General features: G+C 42.2%; 13 protein-coding genes. 1 reads left to right on the forward strand and 12 read right to left on the reverse strand.

The genetic code is table 11. The features are described from left to right. Positions 1 to 71: 71 nt before the first annotated feature. The 5 genes from BLR84_RS07375 to BLR84_RS07400 form a co-directional block, all read right to left on the reverse strand. Complete coding sequence (locus BLR84_RS07375; RefSeq protein ID WP_090466496.1) at positions 72 to 380, reverse strand: hypothetical protein; 309 nt, start codon at positions 378 to 380, stop codon at positions 72 to 74. 141 nt (positions 381 to 521) lie between these two features. Then, positions 522 to 2,204 carry a RagB/SusD family nutrient uptake outer membrane protein gene (locus tag BLR84_RS07380; protein ID WP_090466498.1) on the reverse strand — a complete coding sequence of 561 codons (1,683 nt, stop codon included), beginning with the start codon at positions 2,202 to 2,204 and terminating at the stop codon, positions 522 to 524. An 11-nt stretch (positions 2,205 to 2,215) separates the two neighbouring features. Next, positions 2,216 to 5,437, reverse strand: coding sequence for a SusC/RagA family TonB-linked outer membrane protein (locus BLR84_RS07385; RefSeq protein ID WP_218128244.1), 3,222 nt, complete (start codon positions 5,435 to 5,437; stop codon positions 2,216 to 2,218). A gap of 863 nt (positions 5,438 to 6,300) precedes the next feature. Further along, a complete protein-coding gene (locus BLR84_RS07395) occupies positions 6,301 to 10,485 on the reverse strand; it encodes a hybrid sensor histidine kinase/response regulator transcription factor (RefSeq protein ID WP_090466501.1) in 4,185 nt (1,394 codons plus the stop codon). A 446-nt stretch (positions 10,486 to 10,931) separates the two neighbouring features. Then, positions 10,932 to 11,243, reverse strand: a complete 312-nt coding sequence (locus BLR84_RS07400; protein ID WP_255366875.1) for a winged helix-turn-helix transcriptional regulator — start codon at positions 11,241 to 11,243, stop codon at positions 10,932 to 10,934. Positions 11,244 to 11,394: 151 nt separating this feature from the next. Here BLR84_RS07400 and BLR84_RS07405 point away from each other — a divergent pair, with 151 nt between their 5' ends. Beyond that, positions 11,395 to 12,165 (forward strand): SDR family oxidoreductase, encoded by a 771-nt coding sequence (locus BLR84_RS07405; protein ID WP_090466505.1) that lies wholly within the window; start codon positions 11,395 to 11,397, stop codon positions 12,163 to 12,165. 31 nt (positions 12,166 to 12,196) lie between these two features. On the opposite strand, the gene BLR84_RS07410 is transcribed toward BLR84_RS07405, so the two are convergent. The 7 genes from BLR84_RS07410 to BLR84_RS07440 form a co-directional block, all read right to left on the reverse strand. Continuing rightward, on the reverse strand, positions 12,197 to 12,652 hold the full coding sequence (locus BLR84_RS07410) for a hypothetical protein (protein WP_090466507.1): 456 nt from the start codon (positions 12,650 to 12,652) through the stop codon (positions 12,197 to 12,199). Positions 12,653 to 12,712: 60 nt separating this feature from the next. Then, positions 12,713 to 14,689 carry a glycoside hydrolase family 127 protein gene (locus tag BLR84_RS07415; RefSeq protein WP_090466509.1) on the reverse strand — a complete coding sequence of 659 codons (1,977 nt, stop codon included), beginning with the start codon at positions 14,687 to 14,689 and terminating at the stop codon, positions 12,713 to 12,715. A gap of 54 nt (positions 14,690 to 14,743) precedes the next feature. After that, positions 14,744 to 16,381 (reverse strand): RagB/SusD family nutrient uptake outer membrane protein, encoded by a 1,638-nt coding sequence (locus BLR84_RS07420; protein ID WP_090466511.1) that lies wholly within the window; start codon positions 16,379 to 16,381, stop codon positions 14,744 to 14,746. 11 nt (positions 16,382 to 16,392) lie between these two features. Next, on the reverse strand, positions 16,393 to 19,662 hold the full coding sequence (locus BLR84_RS07425) for a SusC/RagA family TonB-linked outer membrane protein (RefSeq protein WP_090467629.1): 3,270 nt from the start codon (positions 19,660 to 19,662) through the stop codon (positions 16,393 to 16,395). Positions 19,663 to 19,940: 278 nt separating this feature from the next. Beyond that, entirely contained in the window at positions 19,941 to 20,984 is a 1,044-nt protein-coding gene (locus BLR84_RS07430) for a FecR family protein (protein ID WP_090466513.1), read from the reverse strand. A 146-nt stretch (positions 20,985 to 21,130) separates the two neighbouring features. Continuing rightward, a complete protein-coding gene (locus BLR84_RS07435) occupies positions 21,131 to 21,703 on the reverse strand; it encodes an RNA polymerase sigma-70 factor (RefSeq protein WP_090466515.1) in 573 nt (190 codons plus the stop codon). Between the two features lie 468 nt (positions 21,704 to 22,171). After that, positions 22,172 to 22,393 (reverse strand): DUF6965 family protein, encoded by a 222-nt coding sequence (locus tag BLR84_RS07440; RefSeq protein ID WP_090466517.1) that lies wholly within the window; start codon positions 22,391 to 22,393, stop codon positions 22,172 to 22,174. Positions 22,394 to 22,408 lie beyond the last annotated feature (15 nt).

Raw genomic sequence — 22,408 nt, forward strand, 5'->3', positions numbered from 1 at the left:
GTATTCTGTTGCAACTGGCCACTCAGAAGCCTGAATTTCTGTTAAAGGCACTGAGAGCACAAGGCATGCTATTAATTAGTAATGCCTGCTGTAAGGTTGTTTTGTGCGTTTATAGAATAAACAGCCCCATGACCATTAGCATTGTTGATGAATGTTGCACCACTTAAACTATAATTGTAGGTACCAGGACCGGTAGTGTAAATACCTACGGTATATTGGCCTGGAGTTATAGGACCATAGCTACCAGAGGTTCCGGGCGCTACAGTAATAGTATGGGTAGTAGGGCCGCTCAATTCTATTGTACAAGTATAGGACGTTGTATTATAGTAATTGACACCAATAGTGAATGGGCGGCCTGCAACATGTTTTTCAATTTTCATAGACTGAGAAATAAAAAACGATGAAACACAAAGAAATAGAACAAACATTTTAGTTTTCATAATTATATGGTTTTTAGGTTAATATTTGGTTTAAAAGAAGGCCCCGAAGGGCCTGCCTGATTGATATAATTATTAGGATATTTAATTTGTATAAAAAGGGTTTTGCTTTAACTGTCCGTTTGATGCCTGTATCTCGGCCAGCGGTATTGGCAACCAATAATGTTGTTGCAGAAAAGACCGGCCGGTTAGCGCTACCTTTTGTGCATAACTGTAGCCGGAAGGATTGGCAGCATTTACACTTACTGCAATACCATAAGCCGGAACATTCTCAGTTTGCTCAGCAATTTTCCATCTGCGCACATCGTAAAACCGGTGTTCTTCAAAAGCAAGCTCAATCCGTCTTTCATTTCTAATGGCGGCACGCATATCATCTTGAGATAACCCTGACAGTATTGGCATGTTTACAGATGCACGCTGCCTGATGGTATTAATGGCCTGGTAAACGCTCGCATCAGGCCCTGCTACTTCATTTTGGGCCTCCGCATAGTTAAGCAGAATTTCGGCATACCTGAAATAGATCCATGGCTGTGCGCCGGTTTGGTTTGAACCAGTAACCGGGTAATTATCATCCGCAAACTTTCTTAAATAATAACCGGTTTTACTCGCGTTTTGAGGGTTCGGTCCCTGGTTACTATCTTTGCCACCGGGCAAAAAGACATCGACAGTGCTGTTTCTGTATGGTGCACGATTATAAAGAATAGTTGCATAGAACCGTGGATCACGGTTGACGTATGGGTTTTGTGAATCGTAGCCCGACGCTGGATCAGTGATGGCTTTGCCATTACTCATTTGATAGGCATCCACTATATTTTGCAGCGGTACATTCCCGCCATAGCCACCATAACTGTTAGGTCCATTATCTGTCTCAATAGGGAGGTGGGCAGCGGTAACCGGATAAAATAATCTTTCAAATATAATTTCGTTATTATTTTCAGGCGTCACAAACAATTGTCTATAACCGCCCTGGAATAAACTGTATTTGCCAAGATCCATCACCGCTTTGGCAGCCGCGGCAGCTGCCTGCCAGGTTCCGGCGCTATACAAAGGGCTCGCGGCATATAGTAGCAATCTTGATTTTAATGCCAGCGCAGCTCCTTTTGTTGCCCTGCCTAAAGCCCATGTTGAGCCATTATCCACCGGAAGCTTTGAGGCAGCGTCATCCAATTGAGAACTGGCATAAGCAATAGACTCCGTGATAGAAGCGCGATTGAAAAGGCTTGGATCTTGCAGGTTATCAGTTAATTCAGTCACCTTATCGCCCATTAATACGATACCGCCATAGTTACGAATAAGATCCTGGTACCTGAACGCCCTGATAAATTCGAGCTCGCCAATTAGCCGGTTTTTATGCCCCGCGCTTAATGGTAAGCCATTGATTACGCTTAAAGCATAATTGCACTCACGGATACCACGGTAACTGCGCCCCCAAAGAGTCCCCGCATCGCCGAGATTGTTTGGGGCTAAATGCCCTTGCTGGATCACCCAGGTATTATCATCATTGTTGTATATAGATTCATCTGTTAATGAACTCCAGAATGCCCATTGAAACCCTCTGCCAAAACCCGTATTGTCATCTTCTTTATTCTGTAATTTAACACCGATATACCTGTTGATAACATAAGCTTCAAAAAGTGTGGTATCGGATAAAATTGTGGCGTTACTTATTTTATCGGTAGACGTTAATGACAGGAAATCCTTTTTACAGGACGTCATGAATATAACGCAAAGTGCCAGGCAGCCTGTTATATATTTTATACTTTTCATAATGCTGAATATTAAAATTTGATGTTTGCGCCCAGGTTAATTATCTTCTGTTGCGGGTAGAATTGGCCGCTACCATACTGGGCGCCACCGAATTGGCCACTGCCATTGGTTCCCTCAGGATCGTAATCCTTCACTTTGGTAAACGTTAACAGGTTGAAGCCACTTACAAAGACCCTAAGCCCCTTGATATGAAGCTTTGACAATGCTTGTGACGATAGCGAATAACCCAGCTGAACATTTTTCAGTCTCACAAATGAAGCATTGTTAAGCCAGAAGGTACTGTTATATAAACCACCGCTTACCGCGCTTGAAGCCCTGTCTGATACTCTTGGGTATGATCCGTTTGGATTGCTTGGGCTCGTGGCATTATCTGCCCATGAACTGTAAAAATTACCAATAACTCCAGATTCAGGCAATACATACTGGCTTACCTCAGCCTGACCGGCAAATAAAACCGACAAGTCGAAATTTTTGTAACCGGCATTAAGGCTTAAACCATAAGTTATTTGCGGGATATTGCCATATTTTGACCGTTGCTGATCGGCTGCTGTTATTTGTCCGTCTTTGTTAACATCGGCATAGATAAGGTCACCAACCTGCGCACCGGAAACATGTGGCGTATTATCCAATTGTGCCTGGTTCCGGAAAATACCGATAGATTGATATAATAAATAGGTATTTAAAGGCCCACCTGTTTGACGCTGGTAGGATAAATCAGCGGGAACAGCCTCGTCAATATAAATGATTTTACTTTTGGCATAGGTAAAGTTGCCTGATACGCCCCAGGAGAATGTACCGGGATGGTTATAACCCAATGTTGTTTCGAAACCGGCGCTGTTAACCTTGCCAATATTTTCTGCAGGCACTAAGGGTTTATTAGGATCCAATGGATTCACTATCCCGGAAGTGCCGGGAATAGAAGTACGATATGCCAGGATGTTTGACCGCACCTGGCGAAAATAGATGGCTTCAAATGTGAAATTTTTCAAGAATACCGCGTTAATACCAATATCCGTCTTTTTAGCCGTTTCCCAGGTAATATTGGGGTTGGCAAGCTTGACTTGATCGATGCCTGCTTGGGGCGTAGCACCTGAACCATTATCCAGTACTACAGAATTATTAAAAGTATAATTATTTATATATTGATAAGGAGCGATATTATCATCTCCCAATACACCATATGAAGCCCTGATCTTCAGGTCGTCAATAAATTTAACTTTATCTTGAAACCAACTCTCTTTGGATATGCGGTAACCTGCGGATATGGATGGAAAATATCCCCACTGGTGGCCGGAAGCAAAAAGAGATGAACCATCAGCACGAAACTGGGCCTCTAATAAATACTTTTCATCATAATTATAAGCCAACCTGCTGATCACACTACGGCGGTTATAATTGTAGTTGCCATTGTTATCACTGCTGCTGCCACCATTGGTAGCATCACTGGGTGCACTGCCGCCCTGTGAAAGCTCTGGCGTAGTAACTGTTGGAAAATTATTCCGTTGAGCCCAGAAGTAATTATAAGTATTCTGGCTTTGTTCGTACGCTACGAAGGCATTGATATTGTGTTTACCAAATTGCCTTACAAAGTTTAGTTTAATATTGGACGTAATAAGCGATTGATTAAGCTGCGACTCGTTCAAATAAGCAAGCTTGTTTGAGCCACCCTGAATGCTTGGCGTGTAAAGGTTGGTAGTACTGCTATAAGTATAAACAGTGTAAGGTGTATAAAATGTTTTGTTAAACACACCTGTTTTATCTGCCGAAAAGAAACCGTCAAGCGAAAGGCCGCTTATGCCCGGGATATCATAACTCGCCCGGAGTATACCGTTAAAAGTTTGCGTAGGATTATTGGAGGTACCACCAATACTTGTTGGGGTGAGCGCTGGATTGGTATTATCGAATCCGGAAGTAGGCAGGCCATTCGGATAAAAAGCGGCCGTGGTTGGGTATCCCCTGTAAATACCCCGAAAATTATCGGAGGCTGAAGTAGTCGGAAATTTCCTATCTTCTTCCCTGCCCTGTAACGATAGCCCTATTTTAAATCCTTTGGCAACAATAGCATCAATATTCGCCCTGAAGTTATATTGATTGTATTTTGCGGCGCCATTTTTATAAAGACCATCCTGTGAGGTGATACCAACCGAAGTGTAATATTTAACATCCTCAGTACCACCGGCAACCGTTACGTTCTGTTGATTCTGCAATGCATAATTCTTTAAGGTTATTTTTTCCCAGTTCGTATTTGGATAATTAAGCGGGTCAGAGCCGTCCCTGTATTTCGTTATCTGATCATTGCTGTAAACCTGGTTAAAGCCGCCCGCTGGATTATCATAATAGCTGATATCATTCATGATCTGCGCATAGGTTGGCGCATCAGCCAGTTTAGGTAAACGTGTTGGTGAGCTAAACCCTTCATTAAAATTATAAGAAACGGCAGCCTTACCTGTTTTACCATGTTTGGTAGTTATTAAAATAACACCGTTTGCCGCGCGATTTCCATAAACAGCAGCCGATGCATCTTTTAATACCGAAACACTTTCGATATCGTTAGGATCAAGGCGTTCCAGGCCGCCGATCTGGCCGGGGATACCGTCAACTACAACCAGCACGGAATTGCTGCCAGTTGTTGCCAGGCCCCTGATCGAAATATTTGAACCATCATAACCAGGTTCACCAGATCCGTTGTTGGCAATAACACCAGACACTCGACCTGCGAATGAACTTGAAACGTTAGGCTGAGGGCTTTTAGCTAAATCTCCGCCCTTCACTACGGAGATAGAACCAGTGAGGGTAGCTTTTTTCTGCGTACCATAACCTACAACCACGACCTCATTCAATGACTTTGAATCGGCCTGTAATTGTACATTGATGGTAGTTTGCCCCTTTAAGGGAACTTCCTGCGTAGCAAAACCAATGTAAGTGAACACCAATGTTCCTGACGAAGCATCGGGAACATTAAACGAAAATTTACCATTTACATCAGTAACAACTCCCGTTGACGTTCCTTTTAATGTAACACTTACGCCGGGTAGTGTTTCGCCTTTTTCGTCGGTAACTTTACCGCTTATTTTTACATCCTGCGCGCCAAGCACTTTACTACCATTGGCAAAAGCGACCGATGGCATCTGGCAGGTGATAAAGCAGGCAATTGCCATACTTGCTATCAACAGGAAAAAACGGGGTGATCTTTTCCGATGAGGAGAATCCTTTACATGTAAATTTAATTCCATATATTTTTTTAGTTGGGGTTTAATTGGTTTAAACCTTAGTCCGTAAAAAGCACAGCTATGGGCAAACGGTTAGGGCAGGTTAATTGCCTTCCGTGTTACCTCGTGTCAGATCAGTGCCGGATACAGAAGTTTGGTTTAAACCATGGTTATTGGTGAGACTAAAATGAGGCTAAATTACAGGATCAAGTGAGGGGTAAATTCGGATTTAAAACGGGATAAAATCATCAAAAAATGCCATTACAGCACTTTTTAGGCCTTTTTGCTTAGGGGGTAAAATAATATCATCAATTATCCTTAGTAAAATTTTCAAAATAGGCTGGGCAAAAGCCCCCACCCAAACCCTGCCCTCCCGATAGCTATCGGGAGGGCAGACTGTTTCATTAAAAAGTGGGTTTACATGGTTTACACTTTTCATGGTCAACATCTATCTAATTACTTGATAATCAATTAATTATTTTTTATTTTACCATAAAAAACGGTTTACAGTGTAAACCATGATTTTAACTAAGCCCCATATCATTTCGACGAATAGCGCGGGCAATGTCTTTCTCTCGAGCGTCATTGCGAGGTACGAAGACAACCGACCAAAGGGAGCTCATTAATTCCGGTTAAAATAAACAAAGCATTAATAATCTCTACGATAGCAGGTCAGCTATTCATGTTTGCTCTGTACAGTTTAGAGATTGCTTCGTACCTCGCAATGACGTGTTTTGAAGTTAGGTCCTTTCAGGGTCTCCTGGAAGGGACCCTGAGGGGACAGGAAAAGTCTGTCCCCCCGTCGAAGGGGCGTGCGCAGAGGCCTGCACACCATGCTTCGACGGGCTCAGCATGACACCCGTTTTAAGTCAGGGGGTAATGGTCAATTATCCTTTAACCATATCACGACTCACATTATAATTATTGTGAAAAGGCTTGCGGTATTTTTTCACGTAGTCTGAAGGGTTTATGCCGAAAAGCTTATTGAACTGCTCCCTGAAGTATTTAAGATCGTTTATACCAACCATGGAGGCGGTTTCGTATATGGTACTATCCGTAGATAACAGGATCTCAGCCGCTTTTCTTAACCTGATAAAACGGATAAAACCATTGGCCGATTGACCAGAAATAGATTTGATACGCTTATATAAATTAGAATGACTCATGCCAATTTCTGAAGCCAGGGTCTTTATACTAAACTCAGGATCGGTTAAATGCTGCTCCACAATTTTGAGACATTTCTCTAAAAACTCCTTGTACTCCTGAGATATTTTTAAATCATTCGATTTGTTAAGGGTGATCTCATTATAAAAATACTTTTGCAGATTGTTCCTGCTTTTCAGGATGCCATTAACACGGGCTATCAGTATTTCTTTTTCAAAAGGCTTGCTGATATAATCGTCGGCTCCACCTTCGATGCCTTTGAGTTTAATCTCTGGCGATGAACTGGCTGTTAGTAATATTACCGGGATATGGTTCAAAAGCGGATCTTCTTTAATACGGCTGCACAGCTCAATACCGCTCAGGCCCTGCATCATCACATCGCTTATCACAATATCGGGTACCAGGTGGTAAACCAATTCAAGCCCATCGGTACCGTTATCGGCCTCAAAAATCTCAAACTCGCCGGTGAATATCCGTTTAAGGTAAACGCGGATCTGCTCGTTATCATCTATAAGCAGCATTGTTTTGGTATCCGAGCTCAAAGCTTCCGTACTTTTAGCTGTTGTGGAACTTTCGGTCTCATCCGTATCCAATTCCCCTTTATTCTCTATCAATTCGTCTAAAAATATCGAGGTTTCAGCAACATCCTCAAAAACAAACTGCTGGCCAAAATGCTCCCGTCCTTTGAGTAATAAAACGTTGAACAAAGTGCCTTGCCCTTGCTTACTTGTGTAGCTGATACTACCTTTATGGCTTTCAATAAATGCCTTAACCAGGTAAAGCCCAATACCAAAGCCTCCGGCTAAAGGCATTGTATTTTGCAATTGGTAAAACTTGTTGAACAATTGATCGCCAATTCCTTCGGCTATACCGCAGCCGCTATCTTTTATTTCGATACTAACTTTATCATCATTATCAGTTATCGTGCAGCTTACCAGCCCATGCTCCGGTGTGAATTTTAACGCGTTTGATATCAGGTTAAATAAGGCTATCTCCATTTTTTCCCTGTCGGCAAATATTTCAATAGCTTCTTTTTCACTCGAAAAATCAAACTGTATATGTTTGGTACGAGCCTGGTGATTAAAGCATAAGAACACCTCACGGCAAAGAACCACTATATTCAATTTTACTATTTTAAGTTTATCCGTATCACTTTCAGCTTTCCTAAAAAGTAGTAGCTGATCAACCAAACTCAACAAGCGGCGCGCGTTACGATAAATAATATGCAAATTACCAGGATCACTCTCCTGCCCGCCTTTGCCAAACAGCATATCCTTAACCGGGTTAATGATCAGCGTTAGCGGTGTACGAAACTCATGAGAAATATTAGTAAAAAAAGAAAGTTTACGCTCATTCAGCTCCTTATCCTTTTCTGCGGATAGCTGGGCAACTTTTATTTCGTATTTAAGTTTAGTTTGGTTGGCTTTGTACAATAAATAGTAATAAATAGCCAGTCCGGTTACAGCGATATAGATCAAATAAGCCCACCATGTTTTATACCAGGGCGGCATGATCTTTATTTGAATGGTAGCATAATTTTCAAACCATAAACCATCCTGGTTAGAGGCTTTTACCTTAAATGTATAATCGCCGGGTTCAAGATAACGGTAGGTTGCCAGTCTTTGATTACCCACATAGTTCCATGATTTATCAAGACCTTCCAGTTTATAGGCAAAACTGCCCTTTTGTGGATAGGTATAATTTAATGAAGCATACTGGATAGAAAACACAGACTGATCGGGTTGCAGCGTAATTTGCCGGGTTTCACTGATCGCTTCGGGTAATACGGCCCGGTTCCCGTCAAGAGCACCGACTTCAACCTGCTTACCGAAAATTTGCAGCCCTGTGATGATAACCTTTGGCTGGTAATTGCTTTGAATTACTTTTTCAGGATCAAAAAAGTTGAGGCCTTCTGTCCCTCCAAAATACATCAATCCGTTATCTGAATCAAACAAAACAGATCCGGCATTAAATTGCCCCGCCTGCAAACCATCCGACTGATCATAGTTTAATATTTTATCAGTAAGGATATTAATGTTTGATAGGCCCTTGTTGGTACTTAACCATAAAGACCCATTGCCCGATGCTTTTATGGCTGATACCGTATTGTTAGCTAAACCATTGGTTTCATTAAATTTCTTAAAAAGCCGCTTTTTTAAATCGTAAGAGATCAGACCATCTCCTTCAGTCCCCAACCATAAGCGATGTTGCTTATCGGGATAAATTGAAAAAATTACCTGGCTAGGTAAATTATTCTTTTCGTCGGCTGGTTTAAAATATCTGTTGAATTTATTTTGTTTAAAGTCATAAAAATCAAGCCCACCTCCGTAAGTACCTATCCACAGGTTTCCATTTTCATCTTCGGCAATAGAGCGTACATCATTAGAAGTGAGGCCGCTATTGACCGGGGTGTAATTTGTAAATGTTTTTGCAGCAGCATTAAATAAACTCAAGCCCCCGCCGTTTGTCCCAACCCATAAATTTTGATGGCTATCCTGAAAAATCACCCTTACATCATTTGCTCCTAAGCTTTTAGCATCTGTTGGATTATTGGCGTAATTGACAAATGAATCTGTTTTTTTATCATAAAGAAAAAGCCCCTTGGCGTAGGTACCAAACCATACATTGCCATTTTTATCACTATAACCATACAAAACAGCATTATCCTTAATGCTTCCGGGCTTCCCATCGGCTTTATATTGCTTCACCAGGTTGCCGTTATGACTGGTTTTAAATATACCCTCACCGTCGGTACCCAACCATAAAAACCCGTCCCGGTCCTGGCACATCCCATAAAACCTCACCAAACTTTCTCCGCTGGGCTCAATCCGTTTCCTGGTGATCTTGGAAAACTTTTCCTTGATGCTGCTGATCATATAAATACCATCGCCATAGGTGCCTACCCAAATATTCTTGTCTTTATCTATAAAAAGAGCTTGAACGGAGCGTTGCGTAAGGTAATAGCCATCGTCGCCGGTTACCGGTTGCAATACAAAGCTTTCTGTATTGTAATCAGGGCTGGCTCCCAGGTTAATTTTATATAATCCGCCATCCTGCAAACCAACAAGTAGTTGTTTGTTGCTATCCTCAATAACCGAAATATATCTTTTACTTTTAATACCAGGCTGGCTGGTTTGCAACAAGGTAAATTTATTTGATTGCCGGTGATAGTACAGAAGCCCGTTTCCGGTTGCTATCCAAATGTTGTGGAAATGATCTTCAAAAATATCATTGATCCGTGCTGCCGGAAGATTTTTCACCTCGGGGATCAGGTTCTTTTGGTTAGTTATTATACCTCTTTTATGATCAAATACGTTGATACCTGTTTCTTGTGTGCCAACCCATAGCAGGCCCTTTGAATCCTCAAACAAACTTATAACCCGGTTACTTGATAGTTGGGGTAAATTGGTCTGCGTATAATTAGTAAACTTTGCCGACTTAATATCAAAATAGGAGAAACCTAAACCATAAGAGGTTATCCATAAATTACCATCGCGGCTTTGTATAATATTCCCGACATCATTTTTAACTGCACGGTTGGGGGATAATTTATAGTGGATGAATTTCTCTGTATGCGTATCCAGTTTACTGAGCCCATTGCGGGATGACACCCAAATGTTTCCGTGTACATCGCAAAAAGTCTTCTGAACATAATTACTGGCCAGGCTTGCAGCATCGCCCTGCCTGGATTTAAAAACCTTAAAGTTTGTTCCATCAAAACGATTCAGTCCATCATTTGTGGCAAACCACATAAAGCCTTTATCATCCTGGGTGATGCTGTTTACAATACCAAAAGAAAGACCATTTTTTAAAGAGTAGTTCAGTATTTTATTCTTTATCGGAGATTGGGCATAGCCCGAAGAAACGATCAACAAAAGAAAAAAATAAAGGGGGTATCTTTTTTTCATTAAAATAATTTCAGGTTGTCAATTACACGATAATTGGGGATTAAAATTACTTATTAATTGTTAAAACTACAATAATTATCACCTCTATTTGTACTTATTTTTTTTTCAAACACTTGTATAAATTACACCTCCCTCCTTTGTCATCATCAGTTTTTTGACATCGAAAAAGCTTGCTAAAACATTTTATTTTACCATGCTGAACACTATTGGGCCAGCAAATTCCCGAATCACCACGCCCTGTCATTAGTGAAGATTAGGAGCTTTTCTACTTCAAAAACTCAAAGAGAATTTTACCGATAGACCAGTTCATGACGGTTAAAATCCATGAGCAGCATTTATTCATCGATAAGATGAATGCGTAAGTATCGGAATCTGATATACGGTCTGTATGCTGATACGAGGTTGTTGGTAGCACTGGTAGGACGATACCCAACAAAGTATGAGCATTATTTCCCGACAATTTTCTTTCGGTGTACAATTCCCCAATCTGTTAGATTACTGATGATGGTTTGTAGCGTATTGCCGTGTTCTGTAAGTTCATATCGAACCGTTATAGGTTGCGTATCTAAAACGGTTCGTTTTACCAATTGGTTTATCTCTAATTCCTTTAATTCTTTGCTTAACATTCTGTTGGAAATTCCTTCTATATCATTCAAAATATCGGAAAACCGCCTTGTACCGTAACAGCAAATAGACGTAATAATAGAAATCTTCCATTTCCCATTCAGCACGTCCATTGAATCTTGAACGGCTCTCATTCTTTTCTTTTGTTCCTGTTGGAACTCTTCTATTTTACACCCCATAATGTTACTTAGTTACATCGATGTTACTGTTATTTTTCATCACAAAGTTACCAAAAGTAACTTATCAATTCTACCTTCGTTGCTCAAATATTAAATAATAGAGATAATGAGTAAACTAAAAAACAAGGTTGCGGTGATTACTGGCGGCAATAGTGGTATCGGGTTTGGTATTGCTGAAGCATTTAAAAACGAAAGCGCAGTTGGTGCAATCGCCGGAAGAAATGAGACTGCGTTGAACAGCGCTGTTGAAACCCTGGGTGGTAATTTTATTGGTGTAAAAGGAGATGTAACAAATCTTGATGACCTGGAGAACCTGTATAGGACTACGGCTGATAAGTTTGGGAAGATAGACGCACTGGTAGTAAATGCAGGTGGCGTTGTGGACGGGATTCCCTTGATGACGATAACCGATGTAACGGAAGAAGGTTACGACCGCTATATGGACCTGAATTTAAAAAGCGCCTATTTCACCGTAAAAAAAGCGCTTCCTTATTTAAATGACGGCGCTTCCATTATACTAATCGCGTCGAACGCCGCACATCGGGCTGCACCCGGAGCGACGATATATGCCGCTGCAAAAGCGGCCGTTATTTCATTGGCCAGAGGCTTATCGCTCGATTTATTGTCAAGGAGAATAAGGGTGAATACAATTTCGCCTGGCTCAATTGATACGCCGGTTTTTGGAAAGATGGTACCGCAGGATCTAGTGGATCAGGTGAAGCAAGTCTGGATAGATCTTACGCCGCTTGGCAGGCAAGGGACTCCGGCTGAGATCGGAAAAACGGCTGTATTTTTAGCCTCCGACGATTCAACATTCATCGTAGGCGCCGATATCTTAGCGGATGGCGGTATGGCCAATACCTTCTTAGTGAAATAAATTCAAATAGAAACAATGAGTAGATTAGAATCTATATGTTGGCTGTGAGTTTAATTACCGTCAGAATTAATAACACCGCGTCGAGCTGGTATTTAACCACTTGTTTGCCAAAATCAAGCACGGTATAAGAGTTTACTGCCGTCAGCGAAACATTAATGACCTCAAACTGCAGTTCCGGGTAAGTATGCATTAGCCGGTACTGCAGCCAGCGGTGAAACGAACCATTATACAGATAAGGATAACCGGCCGTAGTCGATTCGCCCAAAACAAAAATCCTGAAAGTGTTTTTAGCTTTTACAACTTTAAAAGGCTCAATACTGCCTTTGGTAGCATTAGCCGTATCTGTAAAATAACGTTCAGATGCATATTTATCGATCACCCAATAATCGGGGTTATCCGGGTAGCGGATAAACAGGTCGGTATCATGCCCGTAATTAAGCAGACGTAAAAAAAGCCCGGCTAAAACTAAAATAACCGGTGGCAGCAAAAAGCAACAGCCCTAAACCATTTTAATTTTTTGCCGGATAGCTTCCCGTTCTTCATCAATTTATTTGCTAGTTCTTGTTTCGGGGAACCAAACCGTCATTTCGCCCTTGCCCCTATTGGCCCATGAGTAATACGGGATGGCGGTAAGTTCTACCTTTTTAGCGGCCGCGCCATTAACGCCCTCACTCAATACCTCTCCTTTTAAAACTGTTACACCGTTTAATAAGCCTACTTCCGCTACCGGTTTAAAAGTGGTATTAGCAGGAATCACGATAGTACTTATACTTACTTTATTATCAGGCCACTCAGCACAATACATAATTGGGCCACGTTGTAAGGCTATTTTGCCATGATCATCGGCCAGCGCCTCATTGGCAACCACCTTTTTTACCTGCATAGGCAAATCCATTTGAATATTATCGCCTTTTTTCCATTGCCTGTTTATTATAGCATAACCATTTTCGATTGTATAGTTTAATGGCCTGCCGTTTAGTTTTATGCCAATGTGGGTGGCGGCTTTATTCTGAAACGAATACAAACCTGAGGGAATCGCCTCGGCCCTTGCCCAGCCAGGTAACCTTACACGCAGGGCAAAAGTAGCAGGCGCTTCCGGCGATACATCAAATGCAAGCGTGCCGTCCCATGGGTAATTGTTACGTTGTACGAAGGTTACCTTTTTACCCTCGACCTCAAGCGCGGCAGTGCCCGCTATAAACAGGTTAACAAAAACGTCTTTATCTTTTTGGGCATAAATATAACCCGATAGCGATGGCAGGAAACGCGCCATATTAGTTGGGCAGCAGGAACATTCAAACCAGCCCGAACGGCCGGCCTCTAAAGCCGGGTGCGTAAAACCGTTGGTTACCTGCATGGCATTGGTGTAAAAAAACGATTGCCCATCCAGGCCAACGCCAGATATGAGGCCGTTATATAATACCTTCTCCAGTACATCAATATATTTAGCCTCGCCATGCAGCAGGAACATTCGCTGGTTCCAGTATACATCGCCAATGGCGGCACAGGTTTCGTTGTAGGCCGTGGCGTTGGGCAGTTCGTAGTCTGCCCCAAAACGCTCACCGCCCGGTACGGCCCCAATTCCGCCCTGAACATAAATTTTCTTGCTCACCATGTTGTTCCAGATCTTATCAATGGCGGTAATGTATTCTTTATCGCCTGTTAAGGCTGCTACATCGGCCATGCCCGAGTACAGATACATAGCCCGTACAGCGTGACCTTCGGCATCGTTCTGGTCAATAACCGGTAGGTTATCCTGCCAATACATTCCGTTTTTCCATTCATCGGTGCTGGTTTTATCATAAGCGCGATGACCGCGTTCGTCAATAAAAAACTTTGCCAAATCCAGGTAGTCCTTTTTTCCGGTGATGCGGTACAGTCGCACCAGGCCCATTTCTACAATTTCGTGCCCCGGCGCAACATGTCTTTTACCCGGCCCGAAGGTTTTAACCAACAGATCGGCATTGTGCAAAGCAATATCTAAAAAATTACGCTTATTGGTAGCCAGGTAATGCGCGCTAGCGGCCTCAAACATATGGCCGGAGTTATATAGCTCATGGCTCAATTCGTTCTCTTTAACCCAACGCTCCGGGCCCGACCATGGGTGAGGGTGCAACGGATCAATTGTCCGAGCGGTATATAAATAGCCATCTGGCTCCTGGGCTTTACCCACTATGGTGATCAGCGAATCGACATAAGCGTCCAGCCTTGCATCGGGATGAACGGCCATGGAATAAGATGCGCCTTCAATAGTTTTATAAATATCGGTATCGTCAAAAGGGAACTTGGTACAAAACTTACCGCTCCTGGCAGCCGCCATTTCAAAGTTTTTTACCCGGCCTGTATTTTCGCAACGGGCAAATGATGCCGGTATGGTTACAGTGCGGTTGGTTTCAATTCGCGGCGACCAAAAATGATCATTGAGCTTTACATTGGTAAATGATACCGGTTTAATAGGATAATCTTTGTTTTGCGCGGATGTCACGCCACAATAAAACGATAAAACAATTAGTATTCTCTTCATCTTCTCTATATTAAAACAGCACAGGGCATAAAAATGCCCTGTGCTGTCAATTTATTAATAACCGGTATTTTGTTTAAGGTTGGTATTTTTAACAACTTCCTGCCTTGGTAATGGCAGCAAGGCACGGTAATCGCCGTTTGGCGAGTGCGACAGCCATGATTTTTTGGTATAAACCCCAAAACGGATCAAATCCTGCCTGCGGCGACCTTCGGTATTAAACTCCCAGGCCAGTTCATCTAAAAATCTTCCGTATTGAATATCAGTGCCACCTTCGTGGGTGGTGTTCAGGTGGTTTCTCAATCCGTAATCATAGGTGCTGCCTTTTTGTAAATCGGCACCGGTTACTGTAGCTTTTGCAGGGTTAGCTGTAAAATTACGCTGCCTTACCTGGGTAACTAACAGGGCCGCGCCGTTGGCATCGCCAGAACGGAGCATACTTTCTGCCTTCATCATCAGCACATCGGCATAACGAAACAGCGGAAAGTCATTGCTTAAGCCCAGCAAAGCACCTTGCTTGTACTCAAACTTACCAAGTCTGAAACCATGCACCTCTTCGGTTGAATCAATACCCGGCACCACGTTAATATAGTTTAGCGGCTTGCCGGTATAAGCCCCCAATGAGCCATTGATAGGCACACCGGCAAGGGTGTATTGCTGCCCCTGTATCCAATTGCTTTTTAACCTGCTATCATCCGGATCAAACGTGTTGATAAATTGCGGTATAGCACAAATACCGCCCCATGGCGAGTATTGGAAATTATAGGTGGCCTGGTTTTCGGGCTCAAGGCTTTCCATGTGTAAAGCAAAAGCGTTGGCACCATCGGCAGTAAACTTTTCATCAAAAGGGATAGCAAAGATGATCTCTTTCGAGTTTTGATTTTCGGTAGCAAAAACCGAGCTCTGGCTTGCTTCCAAACCAAAACCAACACCAGCGTTGATAATGGCATCGCACTCGGTGATACATTTATCCCACGCAACAGTACCGGTATAAACGCCTGCATTCAGGTATATTTTAGCCAACAATGCGTGCGCGGCCCATTGGTTAAACTTACCATAGGTTGTCTGATCATTGGCCTTGCTTAACAGCGGTAAATTGGTGGTAATTTCTGATACCATAAAATTATAAACCTCCTGCCTGCTGCTCTGGGTGGGTAAATATCCTGCAGGTAAATCAAACTTGGTGATGATGGGTACGCTGCCAAAAAAATCGCAAAGCGGGTAATAGAACGATGCACGCAAAACCTTCAGTTCGGCAAGGGCAGCGTCTTTACCTGTTGTGATGGGGATAAGACCATTCTCTATCTGGTAAATCACCCGATTACAGGTTGTGATACCGGCATAAGCGTTGTTCCAGATCTGGTAGCAGTTATCCTCATCAGATGTCCATTTATGTTCATGAACCCGGCGATAAATACCACCATCTACCCAACCATTAGGTCGTTCGGGAATTACCAGCTCATCGGCCGAGATCTCGTTTGTTCTGAAAATAGAGTTGGCGCTGCGCCCCAGCTCCAGCGGGCGCCAATAGGTATACCCTGCCCCAAGTAACGAGGCTATATCTTCTGTTCCTGGTGTAAAATTGCTGGCCACAATGGTGGAGTAATCCTTATCTTTTAATTTGGTGCAGGAAAATGTAATAGCAACAGCAGTTAAAACTGCCGCGCTGCTTAATATATAATGTATCTTTTTCATGATGTTAATGATTAAAAGTTTGCGCTTAAGCCCAATGTAAATGTCCTGGTGGTTGGATACTTGTCACGGTTATCATTACCGGGATCCAATCCGCTGCGGCTCACTTCCGGGTCAATTCCCTTGTAGCCGGTTATTACAAATGTGTTAAGCGTAGATACATAAATACGTGGTGCGTGGATATACTTTGATTTTAAACTATTGAAAGTATACCCCAGGTTGATGTTGTCAATTTTCCAGAAATCGCCATTTTCAATATAATAACTATTAAACTCAAGCGGCATAGTTTTATTAAGCACAGCGGTACCAAACACCTTATCATTGGCCGATTTTAACCGGTTATAATATTGGATAGAGGTGTTTTCATAATACATGCGCTGAAAGTTGAGGATCTGGTAGCCAAAAGCACCGCGCATGGTTACGCTAAAATCCCAATCTTTATAGCGGATGTTGTTGTTCCAGCCGGCATAATATTTAGGTAAACCGTTACCTAATACCCTTTTATCTTCAAACGAATGGGTAAAATCTTTATAAGCTACTGACTTACCATCTTTATCCTCGTAGATCCATTGTCCATCTGTTGATACACCGGTAACTTTAAAGCCATAAAAATCGCCTATGTTTTTACCAACAGTAACAATATTGGTAAAGGTTTGAATAGGCTCGCCGGTACCACCTGTTGTAAAGTAGTTGCTGGTTGTTTTATAGGTTTCGTTTGATAAGCTGATAAGCTTATTGGTATTGGTTGAAAAATTGAAGCTGGTTGTCCATTGAAAATCAGCATTACGTATTGGGGTGATGTTTAATAAAACCTCAATACCTTTATTTTGCATGGTACCGACGTTTGCCCTCGTGGATGGATATAAATTTGGTGGACTTGGCACAGCGTAATCATATAACAAACCTTCTATCTTACGGTTATAAAGATCAACAGAGCCAGTGATCATCCCTTTAAGCATGCTATAATCCAAGCCCAAATCGGTTTCATGTTTTTCTTCCCAACGCAGGTTTGGGTTTGGGTTTTGTGACGGGCCAAGCGTTTGTACCCATTGCCCATTGGATAACACGTAGTTGCCATAGCCCAACAAACCCACGCCCAAAAAGCCTTGTGCCGGCTGGTTACCGGTAACACCATAACCTGCACGCAATTTCAAATCATCAAAAATTTGCTGCCCCTGCATAAACGATTCTTTGGTGATCCGCCAGCCTACCTGCACGGCAGGGAAGGTACCCCAAGGTTCTTTTGCGCCATAAAGCTGGCTGGCCGCCTCGCGGCGTACACTAGCCAGCAAAAGGTACCTATCTTTATAGTTATAGGTAGCACGGCCAAAAAAGCTGATGAGGTTAGTTTCTGATCTTGTGCTGCTTTCAACACCCAGGCCATTGGCGGCAGCACGGCCTAAACCAATGTTGTTATAGCTGAATATATCGGTAGGAAAATCATGGTTTTGCTCAAAAAACGAAAACGTATCATTATCCTGGTAGCTATAGCCACCTAAAACCGAAAAATTATGATCGCCAATTGTTTTTTTGTATTCGGCAGTTAACTCTAACAAACGATCTATCGACTGTAAAGAACCTACAGCAGCGTAGCCATTGAGGTGATCGCGGATGTTGGAGATATTCTCTTTATTTTCTGAATAACCGGCAGTTTGGTTAAAACGCGTATATGAACCCAATGCCGATAATTTAAGGCCATCAATGGGCGTAAGGGTAATAGTTGAGTTATATTTTGATGTGGTGTTTGATGTTCTGCCATCGCTGTTATAGATCATCGATACCGGGTTTTGGTAATTGAAAATGCTTGGTTGCTCAAAATAAGTACCATCGGCATTTTTGATAGGCGCGGTTGGGTTTTGCAGTATAGCCTGGCGATAGGTATAGCCATTAAAAGTACCACCGTCCTGGGTTTGGGTAAAAGCGTTATCCTGTTGCAGCAATCCAAAGTTGATCTTCAGTTTATCATTAAACATATAATGATTGATATCAACCCGACCCGAGAAAGTACGGTTATCTGATTTCAGGAAAATACCGTTTAATAATCGGTAATTAACCGATGCCAAATAATTGGTTTTGCTGTTGCCGCCCCTTAAAGTAAGCGTATGTACGGTAGTTACCGGCAGGTTGTTTGATATCGCTTTAAGCCAATCTGTCGAACTGCCTAAATCATATGATTTATCCCTGGTACCTGCCGCAATCTGGGCACGGTAATCGGCCGCGGTGAACAGTTTAGGCTGGCGGGCAAGGGTTTGGGTACTTACGTAACCGCTATAATCAACCGCGTTGGTAAAGTTGCTGCTGGCGCGTTTGGTGGTGATAATGATAACGCCATTGGTACCACGCACACCGTAAATAGCTGCTGCCGATCCATCCTTCAGCACATCAATGGTTTCAATATCTTCTGGTACAACCGTTTTTAAACTTCCGGGTACGCCATCAACCAATACCAAAGGATCAGAGTTGGCGCCCAATAATGTAGTGTTACCCCTTAACAGGATCACCGAGCCTGATGTAGGATCGCCGCTTGGGGCAGATACCGAAAGACCGGCCACCTTACCCTGTAATAACTGGCCGGCATCTAACACCGGGCCTTTTACAAAATTTTCGGCCTTTACAGTAGCCACAGAACTGGTAACATCCCCTTTACGCTGGCTGCCGTAACCAATAACAATGACCTCATTAAGCGAGCTTGGTGATGCCACAAGGCGTACATTGATTACACTACGGCCACCGGCCGGTATCTCCTGCGAGCTAAAGCCAATAAAAGAAAATGTAAGGATAGCTTTTTCGGTTTCGGCATCCGGAATATTCAGGGTGTATTTACCGGCTGCATCGGTTTGGGTACCCATAGTGGTTCCTTTTATACTTACGGTAACGCCAGGTAAAGGCTGGTCATGATCATCAGTTACTTTACCCGCCATGGTTTTGGTAACCACCAATGATGCATCTTCGGGCTCATCGGCATTTACCACATCAGGTTGTTTTGCTAAGCCTATTGCTTTGGCCAAAACGATCTGATCGCCAATAACATCATACGTAATACCCCTGGGCGTTAACAGCTTACTAAGCACGATGCCCAACTTTTCATGTTTGGCATCTATAGAAAGGCCAAGCTCATTTTCTACAAGGTTTTTACGGTATACAAACTTTAGGCTGGTTACTTTTTCCAGCTGTTGTATAGCGTTGGTAAGGCTTGTATTTTGAATATTATAATCAACCCGCTTATCAAGCAGGCCCTGCCCTTTGCTGGTTGTTGCAAAGGAGATGCCTGTAAATACAAGCATGATTATAATTTGACTAAAAGTGATCCTCATAATTTTACACCAGTCAAAGTGGTTTTGTAAATAAATCTTCATACATTTAAGTGTTTCTTTTGAAAAAATTGAGACATAGGATTTCCGGTTCACCTTTTTAGGCGTTACACACCGGGGGTTTAAAAATTATAGGGGTGTCTCCAGCACTCCTATAATTTTTTCAGGAAATTGGGATGGGGATTAGGTAATGATTCTTTTTTCCATATAGGCTGCTTTAGGTTTTACTGCTTATTGAATTGTATAATTGGTTATTGTTTATTGCTTTCCATCACAAAGCTATTACCATTTACGCTGTAGGTTGCATTCAGCGTTTTTTTAAGGATCTCCATAATGGCAGGCAGGTTTTCATTAGTAAAGTCAGCTTTCAAGAAATCAGCATTAATACTCTCATCCTTTGAGCTGATGTTTACATCAAAGCTTTTATTAAGTGCTTTAAATACCTCACTTATTTGCGTATTGTTAAATGAAAGGCTGGCTTTTTTCCACATGCCCAATGAGGCATCCTTGATCTCCATATTCTTTTTAAGATCATCGGTCGCTTTATCATAAACAGCTTCCTGGTCAGGCAACAGCATAACCCCATCGCCGGCAGCAAGCGTTTTGTTTACCCCGGACCTGGTTCTATCCTGCCCGGCAACCGATACTGAAACCCTACCGGTAACTACATCTACTCGGGTGATTTTATCGGCTGCGTAAGCACGGATCCTGAAACTTGTGCCCCATACTTTAGTAATTACATTCCCGGTTGAAATAGAAAATGGGCGCGAATGATCTTTGGTTACTTCAAAGAACGCCTCGCCGGTTAATGAAACCTTGCGGCTGTGTTTTTCAAATGTTTTGGTATAAGTTAAGGCCGAACCCGGACTTACCCAAACCCGGCTACCATCTGATAAAATAATGTCTTTGATGGCATTGGAGTTATTATTAAAAACCTGCAGCATATTTGTGTCCTGCAAAGTGTTATTTACCAGTTGTGGTTTTAGCTTGATAAAAAACACCGCGATAAAAACCGCGGCAGTACCCAAGAGCCAATACAAAATAGTTTTTACCCGCCTTGTTCTGTTACGATTAATTGAAACTATCCCATCGCCTTCGGCCGCGTTGATGTTGCTGTTGATGTTTTGCCACATCAGCATTTTAAAAAGCTCCTGTTCGCGGGCCGAAAGCTTAGTAACATCGTCCCGGTCAAGTTCAAACGACTCATACCAGGAAAGGATCATATCCTTTTCGTGCTCATCACAGTTGCCTGCAAAAAATTTCTCCAATAGCTCGGCAGGTAATTTCTTTTTCATTAGGAACTTGTTTTGGACAAGAGTTAATATTGGTTATATAATAAGATGTAACCCGAGTAAGGTGCATCCCCTAGTCCTGTTTAAAATATTTTCAAAAAAAGTTTAATATATAAATAAAGGTGTATTTTTTAGCAGGAGAGCGCTGGTTACCTAAGCAGGAAAAACAACACCAGGATATTAAGGTGTACCTTTAAAAACCGCAGTGCCTTGGTAAGGTGATTCTCCACTGTTTTTTCAGAAATTCCCAAAAGTAGTGCTATTTCTTTATTGGTTTTATACTGATTGCGGCTTAACTCAAATATATTGCGGCATTTGGGCGGTAAATGGGTAACCTCGGCCTCAACACGCTCAAGCAATTCTTTGTAGTAATAATTTTCTTCGGTAGAGTTATCTAAACTGTTGTTAACCATTAGCAAAATCTCACTGTAAGAGTTACGTACAGCCTCGGCCCTTTTATAGTTGAGTACCAGGTACCTGATAGAAGTAAACAAATACCCTTGCAGCGATGTGACTATTTTAACCTGCTGCCGGTTGATCCAAAGGCTGGTAAAAAAATCCTGCACAATCTCTTTTGCTGTTTCTCTTTCTTTGAGGCGTTTATAAGCCGCAGCATAAAGTTTAAGCCAGTACCGGTTGTAGATCTCCTCAAACGCGCTGATATTATCCTGTTCGAAAAGCTCGGTCAATTCTACATCCGTAAGGCCACAAAACTTCTTCATTCTTTACGATAGTTACCAACACACACCGATATAGCTAAACTGCCGTAACCTCACATTATAATCGTTGTGTTTACAATTAATTAAAGGGCAACAACACCCGATATGATTATTACAGTACTATTACTTAGGTTATAACAACGGCAATATAAGCATATTTTTAAATCGCAATACGAAAATTAAAAAATAATTGTGTTTTACACACTAATAAAAAAATTATCTGCCCCTTAGACATTCCCAGATAGTTCTCATTTAATTTCGCGACACTTAGACTATATTATTTATTGACTTCCACTTGCTATCTTTCCCGTTCACTTATACGATTGGACACTGCAAAATGCACATCATCAGAACAATAGCATCCGAATCGAGACAATCAGATAAACCAAATCCATGATATCTCTTTTACTAACGTACATTATATACTTACGCTTCCAGGTCACACCATTAGCAAATATTCAAGAATCACGTTTAAAACCGTGGTATTTCGGGCCCATTATAGGGGTTTTCAAGCGCATTCATGATTAGCATCAGGCGATGATGCGCGTGTCGGTCTTGCGAGCCATTAAGCATACTTTCGATATTTCTTAATACAGCGTCCTTTACTTCATATTGTGTACAGGCCCGGTCAAGGCGCAGGGTTTCGGGTAATTCTTTATTTTCGAAATAAGTGATTAGTTCGTGATCAGTCATCCGGCGAAGTTAATA

Source organism: Mucilaginibacter sp. OK268 (genome assembly GCF_900103125.1).
Lineage (GTDB): Bacteria > Bacteroidota > Bacteroidia > Sphingobacteriales > Sphingobacteriaceae > Mucilaginibacter.